The 20,881-nt window shown below is 41.0% G+C and carries 17 protein-coding genes; 9 read left to right on the forward strand and 8 right to left on the reverse strand.

What is annotated here, in order from left to right; genetic code table 11:
* Positions 1–174: 174 nt before the first annotated feature.
* Complete coding sequence (locus tag ACHUE3_RS01095) at positions 175–717, reverse strand: lipocalin family protein (protein WP_394189323.1); 543 nt, start codon at positions 715–717, stop codon at positions 175–177.
* Positions 718–871: 154 nt separating this feature from the next.
* On the opposite strand from ACHUE3_RS01095, the gene ACHUE3_RS01100 reads away from it, so the two are divergent.
* The 4 genes from ACHUE3_RS01100 to ACHUE3_RS01115 all read left to right on the forward strand — a co-directional run bounded on the left by ACHUE3_RS01100 (position 872) and on the right by ACHUE3_RS01115 (position 3,201).
* Positions 872–1,321 (forward strand): YaiI/YqxD family protein, encoded by a 450-nt coding sequence (locus ACHUE3_RS01100; RefSeq protein WP_394189325.1) that lies wholly within the window; start codon positions 872–874, stop codon positions 1,319–1,321.
* Entirely contained in the window at positions 1,318–1,860 is a 543-nt protein-coding gene (locus ACHUE3_RS01105) for a DUF6942 family protein (RefSeq protein ID WP_394189327.1), read from the forward strand. Before ACHUE3_RS01100 ends, ACHUE3_RS01105 begins: the two co-directional genes overlap by 4 nt.
* Positions 1,861–1,895: 35 nt before the next feature.
* On the forward strand, positions 1,896–2,279 hold the full coding sequence (locus ACHUE3_RS01110; protein WP_394189329.1) for a response regulator: 384 nt from the start codon (positions 1,896–1,898) through the stop codon (positions 2,277–2,279).
* A 148-nt stretch (positions 2,280–2,427) separates the two neighbouring features.
* A complete protein-coding gene (locus tag ACHUE3_RS01115; RefSeq protein WP_394189331.1) occupies positions 2,428–3,201 on the forward strand; it encodes a substrate-binding periplasmic protein in 774 nt (257 codons plus the stop codon).
* 22 nt (positions 3,202–3,223) lie between these two features.
* On the opposite strand, the gene ACHUE3_RS01120 is transcribed toward ACHUE3_RS01115, so the two are convergent.
* The 7 genes from ACHUE3_RS01120 to ACHUE3_RS01150 all read right to left on the reverse strand — a co-directional run bounded on the left by ACHUE3_RS01120 (position 3,224) and on the right by ACHUE3_RS01150 (position 12,982).
* Positions 3,224–4,312 carry a hypothetical protein gene (locus ACHUE3_RS01120; RefSeq protein ID WP_394189333.1) on the reverse strand — a complete coding sequence of 363 codons (1,089 nt, stop codon included), beginning with the start codon at positions 4,310–4,312 and terminating at the stop codon, positions 3,224–3,226.
* A gap of 134 nt (positions 4,313–4,446) precedes the next feature.
* On the reverse strand, positions 4,447–6,330 hold the full coding sequence (locus ACHUE3_RS01125; RefSeq protein WP_394189335.1) for a propionyl-CoA synthetase: 1,884 nt from the start codon (positions 6,328–6,330) through the stop codon (positions 4,447–4,449).
* Between the two features lie 204 nt (positions 6,331–6,534).
* Entirely contained in the window at positions 6,535–7,383 is an 849-nt protein-coding gene (locus tag ACHUE3_RS01130; protein WP_394189337.1) for an MBL fold metallo-hydrolase, read from the reverse strand.
* A gap of 99 nt (positions 7,384–7,482) precedes the next feature.
* The gene (locus ACHUE3_RS01135; RefSeq protein WP_394189339.1) at positions 7,483–8,220 is read right to left on the reverse strand and encodes a hypothetical protein; all 738 of its coding nucleotides are present in this window, start codon (positions 8,218–8,220) and stop codon (positions 7,483–7,485) included.
* Positions 8,221–8,734: 514 nt separating this feature from the next.
* Positions 8,735–10,123, reverse strand: coding sequence for a HipA domain-containing protein (locus ACHUE3_RS01140; RefSeq protein ID WP_394189341.1), 1,389 nt, complete (start codon positions 10,121–10,123; stop codon positions 8,735–8,737).
* On the reverse strand, positions 10,107–10,427 hold the full coding sequence (locus ACHUE3_RS01145) for a helix-turn-helix domain-containing protein (protein ID WP_394189343.1): 321 nt from the start codon (positions 10,425–10,427) through the stop codon (positions 10,107–10,109). The genes ACHUE3_RS01140 and ACHUE3_RS01145 overlap by 17 nt, the downstream gene beginning before the upstream one ends.
* A 1,457-nt stretch (positions 10,428–11,884) precedes the next feature.
* Positions 11,885–12,982, reverse strand: coding sequence for a Fic family protein (locus tag ACHUE3_RS01150; protein ID WP_394189345.1), 1,098 nt, complete (start codon positions 12,980–12,982; stop codon positions 11,885–11,887).
* Between the two features lie 884 nt (positions 12,983–13,866).
* Between ACHUE3_RS01150 and ACHUE3_RS01155 the strand changes: the two genes are divergently transcribed.
* The 5 genes from ACHUE3_RS01155 (at position 13,867) to dndD (ending at position 20,880) form a co-directional block, all read left to right on the forward strand.
* The gene (locus tag ACHUE3_RS01155) at positions 13,867–14,040 is read left to right on the forward strand and encodes a hypothetical protein (protein ID WP_394189347.1); all 174 of its coding nucleotides are present in this window, start codon (positions 13,867–13,869) and stop codon (positions 14,038–14,040) included.
* The gene (locus ACHUE3_RS01160; RefSeq protein WP_394189349.1) at positions 14,037–16,070 is read left to right on the forward strand and encodes a DNA phosphorothioation-associated putative methyltransferase; all 2,034 of its coding nucleotides are present in this window, start codon (positions 14,037–14,039) and stop codon (positions 16,068–16,070) included. Before ACHUE3_RS01155 ends, ACHUE3_RS01160 begins: the two co-directional genes overlap by 4 nt.
* Positions 16,071–16,184: 114 nt before the next feature.
* Positions 16,185–17,270: a DNA sulfur modification protein DndB gene (gene dndB, locus ACHUE3_RS01165; RefSeq protein WP_394189351.1), complete on the forward strand. Its 1,086-nt coding sequence runs from the start codon at positions 16,185–16,187 to the stop codon at positions 17,268–17,270.
* Positions 17,267–18,892: a DNA phosphorothioation system sulfurtransferase DndC gene (locus ACHUE3_RS01170; RefSeq protein ID WP_394189353.1), complete on the forward strand. Its 1,626-nt coding sequence runs from the start codon at positions 17,267–17,269 to the stop codon at positions 18,890–18,892. The genes dndB and ACHUE3_RS01170 overlap by 4 nt, the downstream gene beginning before the upstream one ends.
* On the forward strand, positions 18,889–20,880 hold the full coding sequence (dndD, locus tag ACHUE3_RS01175) for a DNA sulfur modification protein DndD (RefSeq protein ID WP_394189355.1): 1,992 nt from the start codon (positions 18,889–18,891) through the stop codon (positions 20,878–20,880). Before ACHUE3_RS01170 ends, dndD begins: the two co-directional genes overlap by 4 nt.
* The last annotated feature ends 1 nt before the right edge of the window (position 20,881 follow it).

Here is a 20,881-nt window from a genome sequence, read left to right on the forward strand (position 1 = left end):
AAGCCCCTGTGAAACGCTGAATTCTGCATCTTGAGGTGGCTTGGGTATATCAAATAAAGGGGGATACGCATGTCAACATCAAGGTCATTAGGCCTTACTTGCTATGGTTGAAATGATAAATCTTAATCATTGCATATTTATGACAAACCATAAGTAAATGACGTAAAACCCTTTTTAACGTTTTGGAGTTGGTGTATGCGTAACCCAAATAAGTGAGTTGGTATCAAAACCATGCTTTTTTGCCGTTGCAATAAAGTCATCTTTAATTGCTTGGCTTACGGTAGGCGTACGCGATAACAACCATAAATAATCAGTGTTAAAGCCAGATACAAACGCATACTGATAATCTTGCTGATCCATTTTAAACACCACATAGGAGCTATAAAACGGGCCAAAGAATGATACTTCTAAGTGCCCCACATCACTGGAGCCAACAAATTTAGCTTTACCCTCAGCTTCGCTCCACTGGCCTTCTTCGTCATTAAAGCCTTTATTTATAACTTTAACAGAGCCATCGTCATTTAGGCTGTAAGTAGCCGTTACATTTGATAAGCCACGTTCAAAAGAGTGATCTAGTCTGGCGACTTCGTACCAGGTGCCTTGGTAACGCGTGAGAGAAAAATCATCAACAGGCTTTACGCCTTCAGGCAAGCCGCTGCAACCAACAAAAAGCACACTACATAGAATGGTAAGCGCGGTAAACAGGTATTTATTCATTAAGCTATATCCTTATTATTGAAAGAGGCACCATCATCTTAACGGCAATATAGCAAAGTTTAACGCATTTTAATGGTAAAAAAATCAGTAAACACTGGTTGTTGATGAACGGGTAGGTTAGGATCAATTTTTTACTAACAAGATGTATAAATAAATGAAGATTTGGGTTGATGCTGACGCCTGTCCTGTGGTGATCAAAGACATTTTATTTCGTGCTGCCGATCGTACACACACCGATACTATTTTAGTCGCTAACCACGCTATGCGCATTCCCCCTTCTAAATACATTAGCCGCGTGCAAGTATCATCAGGTTTTGATGTAGCCGACGATGAAATAGTAAAACGTGTATCAGCCAACGATTTAGTTATCACCGGTGACATTCCACTGGCGGCAGAAGTAATTGAAAAAGGCGCGCAAGCACTGAATCCAAGAGGTGAGCTATACACGACAGAAAACATACGCTCACTCCTTAATGTGCGTGATTTTATGGATACTATGCGTTCAAGTGGCGTGGAGATGAACGGCGGTCCACCGCCACTTAGCCAAACTGACCGACAAAACTTTGCTAACAACTTAGACCGTATCTTAGCGCAAAATAAATGATAAACGCTGTGACTAACCACGGCATAGGCGATCCACATTTTAACGTAGCGGTGTATATTGCTAAAGCGCCGCCTATGCCTCAGTATCAAAATTTAACAAACCTCAGCCCATTAAAAAAAGGCCAAATAGACACCATAAACCAAGCCTGTGGTAATGGCTGGCGCAAAGTATTTAATGTGTACGCCAAAGTATTATTTGCACTGCCCAGCGAACATTTCAGCTTTGCCAAGCAAGTAGTTACATGGCAAACCTATCGCGATGAATTGCTATTGCAAGCAAACAGTCAAACCGCTCTATTATTTAGCCCACCCCAATTAAACGATGATAACACTTTGCATATAATTGCAGGGCGCACTCATGCTAAAAGCCTTATAAACCAAGGTTTGCTCGATATAACTTTAGATTGGCTCGATGACGAGTTTGCTATTAATGAGCAACACAAGCTAATTGTATGCCCGTACTTTGATTACCGACAATTAAGTAATATAAAAATAGCGCGATTAAGCCAATTAGTAGCTAATTGTTCAAAGAGTAGCTAATCTTAGAACTAACTAATTTTTATACTGCGTATACTATGAAAGTACTTGTTGTTGATGATATGCCTCTTATGCGCCATGTTTTAATTAATATGTTACGCAAACTCAATTTTGACAAAATTACTGAGGCCACGGATGGAAAACAAGCTCTAGCATTAATGCAAAAGCAAGAATTTGATTTAGTGATAACCGACCTACACATGCCTAAAATGGATGGTAAAACGCTATTAACGCAAATTCGCGAAGATCTTATTTTAAGCGATACTCCAGTATTAATGGTCACCTGCGAAGACAACAAACAATCGATAAAAGAAATAATCGCCGCCAAAGTCAACGGCTTTATTATTAAACCGTTCAATTTAAACACCCTTGAAAACCAATTAAAAAAAATAAATACAGTGCCTGCTGTAAAGCCTAATTGATCATATAACCAACAACAAAAACAGCTCATCTTCTTAACATCGGTATATAACGCAAAAAAAATCAGGTATTCTATTTTTATAAAGACGATAAGGGAATATATTACTGTTGGTTAAATTACGACATTACCTAGCTAATTTAAGCACTATAATGCTGCTTTGTTTAAGCTATAGTAGTCACGCAGTGCCTTCATTTGCAGCAAGCAAAGTAAACACAATTGAAATCTGCGCAGGCGAATGGCCTCCTTTTTTAAGCGAATCACTGCCTGAACAAGGCGTTATTGCTCACCTTATTCGTGATGTATTTGCACAAGCCAATATTAAAGTAAACTTTACCTTTTTACCCTGGGGGCGGGCCTTCCACGACACAAAAAAACAAAAATATGCAGCTACCGCCGTGTGGATGTTTGAACAAGAACGCGCAAATAGTTTTTTGTACAGCGAAGCAGTCCTTAATGAACGGTTCGTGTTTTTTCACCTACAAAGCCGCCCTTTCGATTGGCGGTCGGTCAATGATTTAAAAGGCCTAATACTCGGTGGCGGCCTTGCTTATAGCTACGGGGCTGAATTTGATAAGGCACTCGAAGCAGGAATATTTGAAATATCACGAGTAAACAGTAGCGTGCAAAATTTTAAACGCCTTACCATGAATAGGATCGACGTATTCGCAGAAGAGCAAAGCGTTGGTTATCATGTTTTAAACAACGAACTCGCTGATATCGCAAATACAATAACGCATCACCCAAAGCCACTATTAATCAATCAAAGTTTTTTACTGTTCCCTAAAGAAGCGGAAAAAAGCCAACTGCTTTTAAATATTTTTAACCAGAATTTAGCAGAGTTTAAAAAAGATGGTCGCTACCAAAGCTACTTCAATGGCCTAGATAGAGGTGATTATCGACCAGCTAAAAACCCACACGATTAGTAACTTAAAAGCATGTGATAACTTACAAAATAGGCACAAACTCATGCTCTGTGTTTAAGTGAGTTTTACTCCAATTATTAAAAGCTTCTTCGTATCGTGGGTAATAATCTATTAGCGTATGGATAACCTGTTCAGCGCTCAACTTAATACACGCATTAGTCGCTTCGTGTTGCAGTAATGCTTTTAACACCTGTTTACCCCGGCTGCTTTGCATTAAAAACCCAACCCACAAGGCCGAATTTTTATACATAAGTAACGTATCTGCGCCCTGCCAACTACCTTCTGAATCAATTAACACCGACAACATAAACAAACGTTCTTTAAAATACCTACTGGGTACATTAATGACCTTATCGCTATCAAAACGAAGCGTATTTTCAAATACTTCAGCTAATCCTTCATCTAGCCATTTTGGCATATCGCCAACCAGTCGATAATTAAATACATGTAATGCCTCATGCACGGCGGTGGTTAAGCTTTGCTCAGGGTAACTGCTGTTATATTTAACAAAAGCCGTGTTACTTGCGCCAAAATAAACACCAATATTGGTGGATGAAGAGGAACCAAACTGCGATATGTAATCCCGATAATAACGCGGTGGCAATACCACTAAGTTAATTTTATAGGGCACAGGAGCACTCACTTGAAAAAACCGCCGATATTGAGTGTAAGCAGTACTTAAACGCGTTTTTAAAGTTTGATGATAATCATCGCTCAATTTGGGGGTAATTAAATTAACCGTCGCATAATTACTTAGCCTAAATTGTGACTTTTCAAACTCGAGGTTGTCATCCAACAACGCTAAACGCTCTTTGGAATCGGCCACAGCCGCTTCGTTGTGCCAATTCAATTGGCATTGGTCTTCTACTTCAGGCTCTGTGGGTTTTGCTTTTCTATATGTGGGGGCTGCACGTACTTGCCGTTCGGGCGTGCGCTGCTCTTTTACACGTTTAATTGGTTGTTCGGCAGGTTTTTCGGCTACTTGCTGTGAGGTTTGTGCAGGGTTAAGCCACTGTATTACAGCATCAACCCAGCCCAAGCGAAAAGCAATAAAGCCTAACAACACAACTAAAATAATACGGGTTGGAAACGACGATGGCTTTTGCTCCATTACTCACCTCAAAAAGTAAAAAATCAGTGTAGCGACTTTAGCCACAATAAAGAACAATTAAGAGGTCTAAACAGTTTATAAGATATAAAAAATAAGCAAAAGCCAGCCTAACTATGGCCGGCTAAATTTGCAGCTTAACGTGCCACTAAAGTGGATTTTATCTCGTCAAAAATACTGGCATCGTCAATTGTTGAGGGCACGTTGAGTTCTTCGCCATCCACCAGCTGGCGTAAGTTTTTACGTAATATTTTGCCCGAGCGTGTTTTTGGTAAACGCGCAACATGTACGATGGTTTTTAAGCAGGCAATCGCCCCTATTTGCTCTCTTACCAGCGTAACGAGCTGCTGTTCAACAAGGCTGGCTTCATCGGTGTAATCGTCTTTTAAAACGATCATCGCCATGGGTAGCTGGCCTTTAAGTGAATCGTTTACACCAAATACCGCGCATTCAGCAACGGCATCGTGAGAGGCTACAATTTCTTCCATTTCACCCGTTGATAAACGATGCCCAGCCACATTAATCACATCGTCTGTGCGGCCCATAATAAACAAGTAGCCATCGTCGTCGATATAACCGCCATCGCCTGACAAATAGTAACCGGGGTATTCATTTAAGTAACCCGTTTTAAAACGTTCGTCATTTTGCCAAATAGTAGGTAAGCAACCCGGCGGCAATGGCAGTTTAATCACCACGGCTCCACTTTCATTGGGGGCACATTGCTGACCTTCCATATTTAATATTTGCACATCAAACCCTGGTGTTGGCACCGTTGCGCTGCCGGGTTTTGTATCAAGGGTTTCTATACCAATAGGGTTACACGCAATGGCCCAGCCGGTTTCGGTTTGCCACCAATGATCAAGCACGGGCAAATTTGTATGCTCTTTTAGCCAATTGTAAGTGGGGGGATCTAACCGCTCACCTGCTAAAAATAACCGCTTTAGTGATGACGTGTCGTATTGTTTAAAGCCCTGTGCTTTTGGGTCTTCTTTTTTGATGGCTCTAAATGCGGTGGGCGCACTAAATAAGGCGTTTACTTTATGCTCAGCTACTACCCGCCAAAATGCACTGGCATCAGGCGTGCGAACAGGTTTACCTTCATACAGCACCGTCGTGCATCGGTAAATCAGCGGGGCATACACAATATACGAATGCCCAACAACCCAGCCAATATCTGACGCTGCCCAAAACACTTCACCGGGCTTCATACCATATACGGTTTCCATGCTGTAATGCATAGCCACTGCATGGCCTGCATTTTCTCTTACCACCCCTTTTGGCGTGCCTGTTGTGCCCGACGTATACAAAATATACAACGGGTGATCACCTTGCAAGGCAACAGGCGCAACGGGCTGGGCTGTTTGCATAGCCTCTGCCCAATTAATATCACGCCCAGGCATTAGGTTTGCCGTAACGTATTCACGCTGATAAATAACACAGTGGTCTATTTTATGACTGGCAAGCTCAAGCGCATTATCAATCAGCGACTTGTATTCAATAACCGTATTTACCTCAACCCCGCATGATGCACTGAGCACTAACTTAGGTTTTGCATCATCAATTCTGACCGCTAATTCATGAGCTGCAAAACCACCAAACACCACAGAATGAACAGCACCAATACGCGCACAGGCTAACATGCCAATTACCGCCTCTGGGATCATGGGCATATAAATCACCACACAATCGCCTTGCTCAACCCCTAAATCGCGCATAACACCTGCAAATTTAGCCACTTCGTGTTGTAGTTCAGCATAGGTGTATTGTTTTTTAGTATTGGTTACAGGCGAGTCATAAATAAGCGCCGTTTGTTCACCAAACCCCGCCTCAACATGTTGATCAAGCGCTAAGTAACAAGTATTAAGTTGCCCATCAGCAAACCAGTGGTAAAAATTATTTTCATCTTGGGTGTATGCTGTTGAAGGAGGCGTAAACCAAGGGATTCGCTTACTTTGAGCTAACCAAAATTGAGCAGGATCATTTTTAAAATGTTCATATTGTTGTTGGTATTGGCCTGACATAAAGGGCTCCAAAACTATAATTGTGTGAGAGACCTTATAAAATGTAGGTTTTTTATTGATTAATTAATATGCGACCTTGGTCGGCACACTGTGGCAAAAAACGCGATAATGCCCTAACGTTTGGCCTGTGGCTGTGTGCGGGCAATAAAAAAGCCGAGCAATTGCTCAGCTTTTTCAATACAGACCTCACTTAGCGTGGGTTAACTACTTTAAACTACGGTAAAATAAGGTGGTTACTTTTTCTTTTGGTAACCAATTAGCGTATTTAAGGCCCAGCTCTGATAGTGGATCTGCCTTAAGTACTTGCTCAAGCGAAGCATTATTTTGCATGGCTGTGAGCATTAAATCTTTCGCTTTTTGCACCAGTTCACGATATTTCATCAAGCCTGCGCGGTCACTCATTGGGCCGTGACCTGGAATAACTTGGGTATTGGCATCACTCTTTTTAATAACATCGTCAACGGCTGCTAGTACCCCATCAACACTGCCACCACTGTCTACATCAACAAAGGGTAAACTACCAAAATTAAAGTAAATATCGCCCATATGCACAATATTGTCGTTGCTGAAAAAGATCACTGAATCACCATCGGTATGCGCGTGTGCGTAATGCACCACATGAGCGTGTTCATCATTAAAATGCAACTTTAAATCATGACCAAAACTAATTCGCGGTAAATAATCAGACCCTTCACCGTGTTTTTCTTTTAAGCGTTTATGCACGTTGTCGTGGGCAATCACATGTGCGCCCGCTTTAGCAAAGTTTTCGTTCCCGCCCGTATGATCCCCATGATGATGCGTGTTAATTACAAACTCAGCACTGCCAGGTTTTAAATCGCTAATCGTTTTTTTAATGTCATCGGAGAGCTTGGCAAACTGATCGTCAATAATATAAATACCATCATTACCCACGCTTGCAGCAATGTTGCCACCTTGACCATACAACACATACACACTGTCGCTCAGTTTAGTGGCCGTTACCGGGCTTTTATCCGCCATTGCATGATTGCTTAAAAACAAAGTAGTGATGATTGCGGGTAATATTTTTTTCATTATTGTTATCGCTCTTATAAATAAATTATGATTATTGAACGTGATGACTCATATTTTAGTTCACTCTTTATATAAAGCTAATTAACCCGAACGCACGGTTTAGTTTTTAAACCAGCGATACAGGCCAAATACAAGCAAAAAAGCAAAACAGGCCACAGCCATTAAATGCCAAGCACTGTAACTTTGCTCTTCTTTGTTCGGCGCAATAGCAACTAACCGAGTGTCTGCTTTTGATACGGGAGTTAACGTCATCGAGTTTGCTTTGCTTGGTGTTTCTGGCGGTAGTGTTGCGGATGGTGTTTTATATTGTAGCTTTTGCGCTCTTATAGCCGCAGATCTATTAGCCCTATTATTTAATCCGATTTTTGTTTGCCATTGTGCTTCAAACGTTGCTCTTTGCTCCGCCCTATTTTCACTGCACCAAACAAAATCAGTTTGTTCCATTTGTTTAGCACGACAACGCCCTGGAAGCTGATAAAAACGACCCCATTCAAGTCGTTTATCATCACTGTTATAGGTTTTACCAAACACTGTTGAGTCATGAACTTTTTTATTTAATAACTCATTAGCAGGAGGAGGCACGTAGGTATCTGCATATACACGTCGGCTGTAGCCCTCAGTTGGGCGTTTGCAATGATTACCTAGCATTTTAAATAACTCAGTAGAGCGCTGGCGTAACCGCTCTCCTTGCTGTGACGTATAGCTGGAACGCATTCTGTCTCTAATTCTTTCTCGCTCTGCTTCTATTTGATTGCATTGTGTTTGGGAGTATTGCTCTGCAGCCACCATGTCAGCACTAAAAACTAAGCACGCAGCTAATAAAGTCCTTTTAATCATATTTACACCACTTTCGTTAAATTAGTATTAGCGTATCATTTTTTACACTCACAGTAAGGCGTTCTATTAGAGATTTTCGAGGCTTATTATTCGCCTCATTGAGGTATGTTAAATTTGGAAAATGAGTTTACGAGTTAAAACAAAAAACGTAGCAGCGATTTTATATCGCGTTAGATTTTATATCGCGCTTAAAAAACAGCTCCATTTGTGATTATTGCAACCAACCTTACCACCGAGCTCACTGAGGCGCTGCGCTACACCGAGAAAGCATTAACAAAACATGTTTGCACAAAGAGAAGACAATGAGGGTAAATGAGAAGACAAAAGCAGCGGCTACGAGTCGCGGGCTTCGGCATAACCCTAGCACCTAGGCACTTCCCTAGAGCCTAGCGCCTTTACCACCGTAGGCGTTAAGCTTGCTGACGCGTTTTACTTCGACCGACAGGCTACGGATTAAACATAGCGCCTAGTCACTTGCCTAAAACCTAGCGCCTTTTACTTACAACGAAGAAACTTAAATAAACGCTTTCATACTTGGTAACAGCTCAACCTGCTCACTCAGTTCGCCAGCTGCTTTATTAATAATTTTAATACATAAACCAATGTGTTTTAGTTCACTATTAGACAAGTTATTTGCAATAGCAGTCGCTTTGGCCATATTTATCGCCCCTAATACTGACTGAATTGTTTGACTCATCAGTAGCTGCATACGCGCAAGAGAAATATCAAATTCATCAGCAAAATCAGCTAACATATAAGCCGTTATTTCATTACTAAAATTACCCGCGCCTGGAGAGTTATAGTCACCTAGCGACATTGCATAACTCCTTGAAATAGCTGGCTGTGAACCACCTTTTGCATAATCAATGCTCGTCTGTTCAATAATCGCCTCTATATTCACCAAGTCATAAAACGGTGTGAGCTCTAAGCCATTTTTACCAACAAAAAAACTAATATTTTTGCCGTGAGCATCATAATTACGCACTAAAATATTAAATGTCATCCAACGAATAAGTTGCGCCTGATACGCTTGCACATTTGCTGTTTCAATATTAAACAGCTTAGGAAAAGAAACACCATCTCGAATGTAAATACCATCACCTTCGTCACCGTGTTGGCGCTCGTATTTGTAAGAAGGCGGTAAATTAGTCGCTTGGCACCCATCAATAACATGACGACGTAACACTCGGTTTTGCTCTTTAACAACACGCCTATCAAAACGATCGATAACAAAGGCCCGCATTTCACCATAGCTACGTAATTCAACATCAGGTACATCAAGTCCTGCGCCTCTTGCCAGTAACATTGTAAATAACTCATTTACGGCAATGAAAGGGGCTGCACCCGTTTCAAACTTAAAGATTTTATTAGAGCATAACAGGCCTTCACCAAACCCGAGTTTGCCGTCGATTTCGAGTAGATTAAGCTTATCTTGAACCCCAGCAACAGAGAGCCTCGTTCGCCCATCCCACAGTGTAATGGCCTCGCCAGCTTGCTTGAAACGGCGCAACTTTTCACTTAACTGATCATTCGTTACTTCGCGAAAAGATGTTTGCTTTACTGCACGATTACTTGCCTTAAACGACAAAGCACCTGACGTCTCTTCCCCAATTACCTTTATTAAACCAAAAGTATTATTCTTCGAAATGGTCGTGCTACTGATGATCTCTTCAAGGCCTTTGCCTTCCGGCAATAAATTTTGTAGGTAATTGCGCACCGCACGAGAGTCAAAATCGCCATTGAGTGGCAAGTATGGTGAAACAGCAAAACCCTCATTGATCCAATTAGCCTCATAAGTAAATGAAATTTCACTTTCAGAGCCTACTGCTAATGTAATCTCAGCCACCTTTTGCGATTGACCGATAAACACATCTAAGCGGTTGGTGTTAGTACCACTGTTCATCGCTCACCTCTTCATTGCTGTGAGCCATATCATCGCTAACAAGGCTAAACGACAACCCTAAGTACTCCATTACTTTAAGTACATTATGCAGTTGCACAGTTACATCGCCTTTTTCTATTTTTATCAGTGTAGGCTTAGAAATAGCAAGCGCTTGTGATACATCCATTAATGTCAGCTTCATCCCTGTTCGTTTTGAAGTAATGGCTTTAGCCAGCTGCACGGGCGAAAATGGCTTAGAAAGCTCAGGCATTTCAGTACGCTTAACAACTCTTCCGAGTGTTTTTTTGCCAAGGGTATCACTCATATTTGGTCAACTATAATTTACTTATACAACCGATTTTAGGACACCTAAAGCAAAAGTCAACAATACTTTACTTTTAGATTAAAGCATAAATAACCAGACCATAAGAAAATTATATTTTACTTATGGGGAGTTGAAAATAAAATAAACCCCATAAGTAAATTTAAATTGACTAGATAAAAATAAAGCTGACAAGTATAAAAGAGTGAAGTTAGTGAGTTGAAATAGCAACGGGCTGCGTACTGCGATCCTATAGCGCCTCGTTCCTTTTGTATTACCTCTACAGCGCAGCACCTCTTAGCCTCTGTGTTAAATAAATCACTTAAAATCAATATGCACAAAGAGAAGATAGTCACGGTAAATGAGATGATAAAAGCAGCGGGCTACGAATCGCAGGCTTCAGCAATAACCCTAGAACCTAGGCACTTCCCTAGAGCCTAGCGCCTTTAACCTAGAACCTTTTCCCACCACAGGCGTTAAGCTTACTGACGCGAAAAGCGCAGTATTTAAATTACTTTCATGCCATTATTCGCCTCATACGGTGAGGCAAATAACCAATTTAATTGCCTCATTGAGGTATGTTAAATTTGGAAAGTGAGTTTATGAGTAGGGACAACAAACGTAGCAGCGATTTTATATCGCGTTAGATTTTATACCTCGTTGAATAAACAGCTTCATTTGTGATTATTGCAACTAATTTTACCACCGAGCTTAGCGAAGCGCTGCGCTACACCGATAAAGCAGTGATAAAACATGTTTACACAAAGAGAAGACAATGAGGGTAAATGAGAAGGCAAAAGCGACGGGCTGCGAGTCGCGGGCTTTGGTAATAACCCTAGCACCTAGTCACTTCCCTAAAACCTAGCAACTTTATACACCGTAGGCGTTAAGCTTGCTGACGCGTTTTACTTGATCACACCTGTAGGTCGTCATTTATGGCGACAATGTCTAATGTTGAAAGTTGACGCGCTAAAGCACGGCCTACATTAGAGCCTTTGTATTTTTCCTCTAAAGCGCAGCGCCTCATAACCTCTTTGTGAATAAATAACTTAAAAACATATTTGCACAAAGAGGAAAAAATGAGGGTAAATGTGATGACAAAAGCAGCGGGCTGCGAGTCACGGGCTTCGGCAATAACCCTATCACCTAGTCACTTCCCTAGCTCCTAATACCTAAAACCTAGCGCCTTTACCACCATAGGCGTTAAGCTTGCTGACGCGAAAAGCGATGCTTTTAAATTACTTTCATGCCATTATTCACCTCACATAATGAGGCAAATAATCAACTTAATTGCCTCACCTTGGTCTCATCGTGTTTGAACAAATAGCAGGGCTTGTGAGTTACAGCAACACTCGATACACGTTTTAGCTTTGATTGTTTTAAACGCCAATTGCTCTGCTTAGAATGACAAGCTGCGAACACAATACAGCCAATGCCCTGCAACCTTAGCCCTTTTAAAGTCATTTAGCTATTTTGTAACGAGTACTGCGTCCACCAGCTGAAGTTTTCTTTATATAATCCAGTGTTTGTAAATCTGATAAATGGCGAGTTGCCGTTGCACGGCTTACTTTAGCCACTTTTTGATACTGACTCGCACTAATACCCTGCTCAAATTGGCCATCAAGTAATTTATTTAGTACTTTAACTTGTTGCTCATTTAGTTTTGTTTGATCTTTTGTAAACCAATAATTAGTTTTAGAGACTGTTTGCTCTATATTTTTTAGGCTCTGTTCAACTGCTTTATTAAGTGTATTTATAAACCAGATAACCCACTGGGTAATGCACAAGTCACCACGCTGAGTAGCTTCTAATACCTCGTAATACCCTTTTCTATCCTCTAAAATAGCCACCGACATTGCATAAAACCGTATCGACTCTTTGTGCTCTTGAGCAAGTGCTAAATCTGTAATAAGACGCGTAATACGCCCATTACCATCTTCAAGCGGGTGCAAAGTCACAAACCATAAATGGGCGATAGCGGCGCGAATAAAAGGATCTATCTGCGGATCGTTATAACTAGTATTAAACCAATTAAAAAAAACAGTGATTTCATTTTCAATCACTTCCCTCGGTGGCGCAGTAAAATGTAAGAGTGGTTTATCTAATCGTCCTGATACAACCTGCATTGGCTCGTTGCCACGTAATTGGCCACCAGCTATTTGAGTAAATAGCCCTTGTTCACCTGCAAACAATAAACGATGCCAATTCAGCACACGATCTAAATCAAGTGGTGTATTTATATTATTAATTGCATCCATCATGATTTCTGCAAGATTATCGCTTTGCACTGTGGTTGGATAAGGGTGCTCATCAATGTGGAGTTTTTTAGCAAGTGACGAACGCACAGAAAACGCATTAAGTTTTTCACCCTCAATTGCGCTTGAATGAATAATATTAGCCAATAGAGTATCAAGCGCTTGCTGTTTTTGCTGCCCACTTTGCGCTCCCATGCGACCAACCAACACACCTTGGTTAAAACAAAGCTCTCTCAACAACGGAGCAAGCTTTTTTTCATCCCAAGTAAAATTCGGCCAATTATTTTGCTGCCATATCCACATAAGCGTTAACCCTGAAATTAATTAATGATAGTCTACGCCAAACATTTGCCTCACACAATGAGGCAATTAATAAGCTTAATTGCCTCATTGTGTGAGTTTGCAAGTTTGAAAGGGTAAAATTAGCGAGTTAAAACAAAAAACGTAGCAGCGATTTTATATCGCGTTAGATTTTATATCGCGTTAAATAAACAGCTCCATATGTGATTACTGCAACCAATTTTACCATCGAGCTCACCGAGGCGCTGCGCTACACCGATAAAGCAGTAATAAAACATGTTTGCACAAAGAGAAGACAATAAGGGTAAATGAGATGACAAAAGCAGCGGGCTACGAGTCGCGGGCTTTGGTAATAACCCTATCACCTAGTCACTTCCCTAAAACCTAACGCCTTTAACCTAGAACCTAGAACCATTACCACCACAGGCGTTAAGCTTGCTGACGCGAAAAGCGCAGCTTTTAAATTGTAGGCAGGAGTTTATATTCGGCCTTGGTTTTTAACTGCAAGTTTGAGTTATGCCGCGTTGGCGACGGCAACCAAGGGGCGCATAGCGCCGTACGCCCCTTGGAACCCCACGGCGCCCCGAGGATCACACTGCTTCCTCAATTTAAATTAATGATATGAACGTAACCAGCGTAGATAGGCACAACTTTCACATCCCTGTACGCTCCCCAGTTCGGGTATCCTTACCCTCTCGTTCAAAACTGCGTTTTTCACCCATGGCGAAGCTACGCTTTTTAACAGCATCCATGCTGTAAATTACTCATCATTAATTCAATTTTGGGTGTGATCACGGGGAACTGTCTTAGCGACGGCGTTTATGCAAAGTTTGTCGATATACAAAGAGTTATGTATATTAAATTTATACTTAGTTTGAGTGACTTAAATGGCAAATCAAGATCAAAAAGGTAAATGGCTTTCGAGTAAAGAAGCGATGGCGCATCTAAAAATAACGGGCTGTGAGCTTATGCACCGTCGCGAACGTGGTGATCTTAAGTTTGAAAAGCGCGGACGCACTTATTTTTATTATATTAAAAACCTCAAAAGCATAGCCAAATGAATTTCCCGGAGTATCGTGATTTAGTAAAAAAGCTCAAACATGGTAAATCATTACCAACAGCCATTTATTTACATAAAAGCTCATTAGAAGAAGCCCTGCCACCTGAACTATTCAGCTTCATAGAAAGCACCATTAAAAAGCTTGAAGTAAAACAGCCCTGGAACTTAATAAAGCTTTATAAACGAGACTTAAAATTTACCTTACTCAATTATCCTGACTTTGATGAATATGCATACCCAGCGCTTCACACCAGCTATACGATTGATATTGATGAGCTAACTATAAAAACAACTAACTACAGTAACTCAACTAACCCGCCTATCTTGCACCGTAAAGAAACCTTTGTTTTGCCTAATTACCCTCACTACCCATTATTTAAAGATATTACCAAGGAAGGAGAGCAAATTGGTCTGTACCAAAACACCAAAAGCATTGGCTTTAAACAGCAATGGCAAAACTTAATTAAACGCAAAGGCTACGAGCTTGATGAACAAGGTAGGTTAAACAAAATAGCTGAGCTACCAGAACCTATAATTGAACATACACCACAAGCTATACAGCGCCATTTAACCGCAATAAACCGCGATAGACTTTCAGCGCCTTTTCAAAAGCTCGCAAAATACGGTTATTTAAATGGGGATTACTCAATACTAGATTACGGCTGCGGCCTAGCAGATGACGCGACAGAGCTAGAAGCCCACGGACTCAATATTAACGCATGGGATCCAGTACACAGGCCAAACGGAAATAAACAAACGAGTGATATTGTTAATTTAGGTTTTGTACTCAATGTTATTGAAGAGCAACAAGAGCGAAAAGACACTTTAACAGCAGCTTACCAGCATACTAAAAAATTGCTTTTAGTATCAGTAATGCTCGCCAATGAAGCCAAACAAGAACACTTTAAACAATACAAAGATGGCGTAATTACAAAATGGAATACGTTTCAAAAATACTATAGCCAAGCCCAAATAAGGGCTTACATAGAGCAAACCCTAAACGTTAAAACAATGGCATTTGGGCAAGGCATAATTGCTATTTTTAAATGCCCACAATTAGAAGAAGCCCATCACCTAGAGCTACAATTTCAAAATTATAATTGGCAACATATAACACAAAGGCCACAGCCAAAAGCATTACCCAAAGCCCAACAAAAAACCTTGTTTGAAAAGCACCAAACACTGCTTGATGATTTTTGGCAACACTGCCTACACTTTGGCCGCTTACCTGCAAATGACGAGTTTGAGCAAAGTACAACACTGCGCAAATACTTCGCCAGCCATAACAAAGCATTTAGCTTGCTACAAAATTACTACGAGCAAAATGAGTTTGAACAAGCGCAACAAAAACGTAAACACGATTTACTCGTTTACTTTGCACTTAGCTTATTTGGTAAACGCCAAGCTAAAAGCCACATGCCAGCAAGATTAACGCGAGATTTAAAAGTACATTTTGATGATTACAACCAAGCATTAGAGCAAGCAAAAAAACTGCTATTCTCAATTGCAGAGCCTGCCAATATTGGTAATGCCTGTTACCAAGCTTACGAGCAAATTCAGCTCGGTGAATTGCACGACAACCACTCATATATTTTGCCCACTCGTTATCTAAACCAACTCCCCGCAATATTGCGAGTTTATATAGGCTGTGCCGTGCAGTTGTATGGCGATATTGACGACGTAGATTTAGTAAAAATACACATGCGATCAGGCAAAGTGACATTTTTAAAATACGATGACTTTAATAAAAAGCTGCCATTACTTACTGAGCGAATAAAAGTAAAAATGCTAGAGCAAGATATCGACTATTTTTACTACGGAGATATTTACCCCTACCAGCCCTTTTATAACAAAATAGATTATCTACAAAAAGGCAGTAATGAATACAAAAGCCAACAACGGTTTGATAAAAGACTAGCTGGCATGCTCAAAGGCGTAGCCAAAGCAGAGTGGCCCAACTGGCCTATTTTGCTCAAGGTGTTTGACTATTGGCGTGTTGAATTGAAGGGAGATAAGTTTTTTAAAAAATAAATTCTTTCATAACAAGGAACTAGTAGAAAGTTGCATTTAACAAAACAATAAAAACTGTATTTATCACGTAAGGTACGTAATAATATTACATACCTTACGTAATGAGATTAAATTATGAGTGACCTTGAAAGCAATTATTGTTACAGCTTCCCCGCTGTTCGTGGCCAACAGGCAGGCAAACCTTTTTATATAGCAACTTGCCCTTTAAGGCTCATACCTAAAATATTCATGTACGATGAAGAAGAAGTCCCCGTAGAATTAAGAGCTCAACGTACTCTAAATAAAAATCGTATCCCTGAAATGGCCCGTTATTTAGTTGACTCACCAAATGACTATGTTTTTTCTGCGATTACAGCTTCTGTTGGCTCTGAAGTCGACTTTATAGGTTCTGGTGATGGTATCAACCTTGGTACTTTAAAAGTCCCTATGGATGCCCAAATACTTATAAATGATGGCCAACATAGACGTGCCGCCATTGAGGAAGCCATTAAAGAACGACCTGAGCTTTGCCAAGATAACATCGCTGTACTTTTCTTTGTTGACGAAGGCCTGCAACGCAGTCAGCAAATGTTTGCCGATTTAAATAAGTACGCAGTAAGGCCGAGCGCATCGCTATCAACACTTTACGATCACAGGGATCAAGCTGCTGAGTTAGCTCGTTACCTTGCACTTGAATGTGAGCCATTTTTAGGTTTCACAGAGTTTGAACGCTCTTCTATTGCAGCTAAAAGTAGCAAGCTTTTTACACTTAGCGGCATAAAGCAAGCTAATAAAGCCTTGTTTGGCAAAGGCTTAAAAGAAGGGTATAGCGATGAAGAAAGAAAGGTAGCGGTTGCATTTTGGCGTAACCTGAATCAATTTATGCCTGAATGGCAACAGGTGAGAGATAAACAGCTTTCAGCTGCTGAGTTTCGTCAAGAGTATATCAGTGCGCATGGAATAGGCCTCCAAGCTTTAGCTATAGTTGGCTACGAGCTACTAAAACTCAGTGAGTCTGAGCAAAGTAAATGTTACACTCAACTGCAGAAAATTGACTGGCGAAAAGCAAACCCTGCTTGGAAAAACCGTGCAATGAACCATGGTCGACTCTCTAAAGCCGTTTCAAATATATTTTTAACAGCCATAGAAATAAAAAAACAAATTGGCTTAAAGCCCTCTGTTGAAGAGCTAGCTAAAGAAAAAGAATTGTTAAATACATGACATTATTAAACCAGTACGATCTAGAAGACTACATCGAATTTATCGAAAACGAATCGTTTGCAGGTAGCCAACTACATAACTTTGTAGCCGACACCCAACGAGTCTACATGGCTGATAAACGCCCATGGGTATTAGGCTACAGTGGCGGTAAAGATTCATCTGCCGTAATGACCCTAATTTACTTTGCATTACTAGGCTTAAAGCCAGAAGACCGCCATAAGCCCGTTTTTGTAGTTGCGTCGGATACTTTAGTAGAAACCCCAATGGTGGTTGATCACGTTGAAAAATCACTAAAGCTGATTGAAGAAGGTGCAAAGCGCGAAGGTCTACCAATTACTTCACATAAAGTAGTGCCAAAATCAAACAATACGTTTTGGGCTAACTTACTGGGTAAAGGTTACCCTGCACCAACGCGTAACTTTCGCTGGTGTACAGAGCGAATGAAAATCGACCCTGTAAGTACTTTTATTAAAGAGCGCGTAAGTGAATACGACGAGGTAATTGTTGTATTGGGCTCTCGCTCGCAAGAAAGCGCATCGCGTGCGCAAGTAATTAAAAAGCACAAAATTGATGGTTCAGACTTAGCCGTACATACCACCTTAAGCAACGCCTTTATTTACACGCCAATTGATACATGGAGTGTTGACGATGTGTGGAAAATCCTACGTCTTTGTCACTTAAAAACCGAAGAAACACCATACGGCACTAAAAACAAATGGTTTGATAAGTACGACCTAGAATGGGAAAACCCATGGGGTGGTAAAAACCTTGTGTTATGGAACCTATACAAAGATTCATCAGGCCAAGGCGAATGCCCAATGGTTATTGACGAAACCACGCCATCGTGTGGTAACTCACGTTTTGGTTGTTGGACATGTACCGTAGTCACGCGCGACCGCGCAATGGAAAGCCTAATTCAAAACGGCGAGCAGTGGATGACCCCACTACTTAAATACCGCAATATTTTATCGCGCAGTACATCGCCTAAGCTTAAAAAGAAATACCGTAACCACATTCGTCGCGATGGCCGTTTAGCGTTTAAAACTCTAAAAGAAGATAAAGAGCGCGTATTAACAGACGACTACACAACAGGCCCTTACAAGTTAAAATATCGCCAGCATGCAATGCGTTTATTGCTTAACATACAAAAGCAATTTAACGACCAAGGCCGTGATGTAGAGCTAATTACCGTTGATGAATTACACGCCGTAAGGCACGAATGGTTAAACGATCCCAACGAGCCAGATTGGGACGATACCCTACCCGGTATTGTATTTGATGCGCTAGGCATAAAGCTCGACTGGACAATAGACGACTCAAACCAATTTAGCTTAACCGAAGGCCAGTTGCTTAACGACATTGCACCTAAGCATGGCGTATCGCCGCAAATGGTTAAAAAGCTAATAGACGTTGAAACTCAAATGAGCGGCCTTGCTCGCCGTACGGGTATTTTTAATCGTATTGGCCGATTAATTCAGCAAGATTGGGAAAGCGCCGACGTTATTATTGCCTCTAATTTAGATATTCGTCAGAGCCAAATGCGCCAAAGTAACGAAGTAAAAGCGCTAGAAGACGACCTAAAACAAATTACTGCATTGCTCAAAGCTGAGGGCATAGAATGATTTTTAAAACACTGACCCTAAATAACTTTCGAGTTTTTAACGGCCAAACCACTATAGACTTAGACCCGCGTAAAGAAGGCATGTTTGAGCGCCCTATTATTTTATTTGGTGGTTTAAACGGTGCAGGTAAAACCTCTATTCTTACCGCTATTCGTTTAGCCTTGTTAGGTAAACGCGCTTTGGGTGCTGTAATCACTAAAAAAGATTACCTAACCTACTTAAACGAGCAAACTAATAAAACGGCTACCAAAGCCCAGCAAGATGCCGAAGGTAGTATAACGCTTAGCTTTTCGCATACTCATCAGGGCAAACATAACCTTTACGAAGTAACCCGTAAATGGCAATTTGAAGGTGACGAGCAAGTCTCTTTGACTATTAATGGCGAGCAAGATACCTCATTAAACTCAGAGCAAGTACAAGCGTTTTTACACGAAATAGTTCCGCCAGGTATCGGTGATTTATTCTTTTTTGATGGCGAAAAAATAGCAGAGCTAGCAGAGGATGATACCGGCTCTTACTTAAAAGAGGCCGTACAAAAACTGCTAGGTATCGATATTATAAACCGCCTAAGCAACGACCTTGATATTTACTTAAAAGGCCTCGGCGCAGTAACTGCCGATAAAGACACACTTAAAAAAATAAAAGCCGCTGAAGATCAAAAAAAGCAAATTACCCAACAAGTAAATGCTACTTGGGATAAAGCCGACAGTATTGGCGCGCAGTTAATAGAGCTTAAAAATAAAATAGCTATTAAAGAGCACGAAATACAAGCCCAAGGTGGCGCATGGGCTAAAACCAAAGTTCAAGAGCAAGCAAAAGCCTCTGAGCTTATTGAACTTGAAAAAGAGCTAACCGCTAAAATACGCCAAGAGCTAAGTGGCAGCCTACCAATGGCACTTGCGCCAACGGCAATGCAAAACTTAATTGAGCAGCTAACCAGCGATCAGCAAATTAAACAAGCCAAAGCATTTGGTAACGAGCTGGTACAAGCATTACCAAACCTTGAGAATGCGCTTAATCAAAAGTTTGATGCCCAAAGCAGCGATATAATGGCAACGGTAAATAGTTACTTTGGTCAGCTGGTAAACCAAACTGCCCTTGCCGAGCCAAAACTTGATATTTCAGACTCTGAATTTGCACTTATAAACGCACAAGTAACAGAGGCTTCGCAGTCGCAAGCGCTAATAAAAGAGCTATCAACAGCACTTACACAAACGCAAAATAAATTAAGCTCACTGTCAATTAATATTGAACGAGCGCCCGATGCTGCCGACTTACATGAGTTATATACATCACTGCGTGAACTTGAAAAACAACGCGATACAACAAGCAAAGAGTACATAAGCGAACTATTAAAAGCTAAAGAGTTTAAAGCTAAAGAGCTAGAGCTGGCTAAACGCCTTGAAAAAGACTACGCCAAGCTTAAAAACAACCACTCAGCCGATAAAGCCGTTGAGCGTGTAGAGCTTAGCCAATATGTATTGCAAGACTTTAAACACGCACTTACAGAGCTGCGAGTAACCCAGCTAGAAGAGCTATTTGTAAAAGCATACCGTAAGCTCGCCCGTAAAGAAGACTTAAAGCTTTCAGCTAAAATAGACCCAACCAGCTTTGACGTAAACCTAGTCGATGCCGAAGGCGTTATTATTAACCGTAAATCAATGTCGGCAGGCGAAAAACAAATATTTGCCTTTGCGATATTAGAGGCACTAGGCAAGCTTTCGGGTAAAGTATTGCCAGTGGTAGTTGATACGCCACTTGGCCGTTTAGATTCAAAGCACCGCGATAAGCTAATTAGGCACTACTTCCCAGAGGCTAGCGAGCAAGTAATACTGCTTTCAACTGATACCGAAGTAGACGAAGACTTTTACAAAGCCATTGAGCATAAAGTATCTCACGCGTTCGAGATTGAGTTTAACCAACATACTAATTGTTCAACCCTGCGAGAAGGTTACTTTTGGGCAGAGCTTGCACAGGAGGCCATATAAC

This window comes from Pseudoalteromonas atlantica (assembly GCF_043641955.1).
GTDB classification, from domain to species: Bacteria; Pseudomonadota; Gammaproteobacteria; order Enterobacterales; family Alteromonadaceae; genus Pseudoalteromonas; species Pseudoalteromonas atlantica_A.

Bases quoted from the DNA above. Each gene is read 5' to 3' on its own strand.
- ACHUE3_RS01095 (WP_394189323.1), bottom strand. From the start codon at position 717: ATGAATAAATACCTGTTTACCGCGCTTACCATTCTATGTAGTGTGCTT.
- ACHUE3_RS01100 (WP_394189325.1), top strand. From the start codon at position 872: ATGAAGATTTGGGTTGATGCTGACGCCTGTCCTGTGGTGATCAAAGAC.
- ACHUE3_RS01105 (WP_394189327.1), top strand. From the start codon at position 1,318: ATGATAAACGCTGTGACTAACCACGGCATAGGCGATCCACATTTTAAC.
- ACHUE3_RS01110 (WP_394189329.1), top strand. From the start codon at position 1,896: ATGAAAGTACTTGTTGTTGATGATATGCCTCTTATGCGCCATGTTTTA.
- ACHUE3_RS01115 (WP_394189331.1), top strand. From the start codon at position 2,428: ATGCTGCTTTGTTTAAGCTATAGTAGTCACGCAGTGCCTTCATTTGCA.
- ACHUE3_RS01120 (WP_394189333.1), bottom strand. From the start codon at position 4,312: ATGGAGCAAAAGCCATCGTCGTTTCCAACCCGTATTATTTTAGTTGTG.
- ACHUE3_RS01125 (WP_394189335.1), bottom strand. From the start codon at position 6,330: ATGTCAGGCCAATACCAACAACAATATGAACATTTTAAAAATGATCCT.
- ACHUE3_RS01130 (WP_394189337.1), bottom strand. From the start codon at position 7,383: ATGAAAAAAATATTACCCGCAATCATCACTACTTTGTTTTTAAGCAAT.
- ACHUE3_RS01135 (WP_394189339.1), bottom strand. From the start codon at position 8,220: ATGATTAAAAGGACTTTATTAGCTGCGTGCTTAGTTTTTAGTGCTGAC.
- ACHUE3_RS01140 (WP_394189341.1), bottom strand. From the start codon at position 10,123: ATGAACAGTGGTACTAACACCAACCGCTTAGATGTGTTTATCGGTCAA.
- ACHUE3_RS01145 (WP_394189343.1), bottom strand. From the start codon at position 10,427: ATGAGTGATACCCTTGGCAAAAAAACACTCGGAAGAGTTGTTAAGCGT.
- ACHUE3_RS01150 (WP_394189345.1), bottom strand. From the start codon at position 12,982: ATGTGGATATGGCAGCAAAATAATTGGCCGAATTTTACTTGGGATGAA.
- ACHUE3_RS01155 (WP_394189347.1), top strand. From the start codon at position 13,867: ATGGCAAATCAAGATCAAAAAGGTAAATGGCTTTCGAGTAAAGAAGCG.
- ACHUE3_RS01160 (WP_394189349.1), top strand. From the start codon at position 14,037: ATGAATTTCCCGGAGTATCGTGATTTAGTAAAAAAGCTCAAACATGGT.
- dndB (WP_394189351.1), top strand. From the start codon at position 16,185: ATGAGTGACCTTGAAAGCAATTATTGTTACAGCTTCCCCGCTGTTCGT.
- ACHUE3_RS01170 (WP_394189353.1), top strand. From the start codon at position 17,267: ATGACATTATTAAACCAGTACGATCTAGAAGACTACATCGAATTTATC.
- dndD (WP_394189355.1), top strand. From the start codon at position 18,889: ATGATTTTTAAAACACTGACCCTAAATAACTTTCGAGTTTTTAACGGC.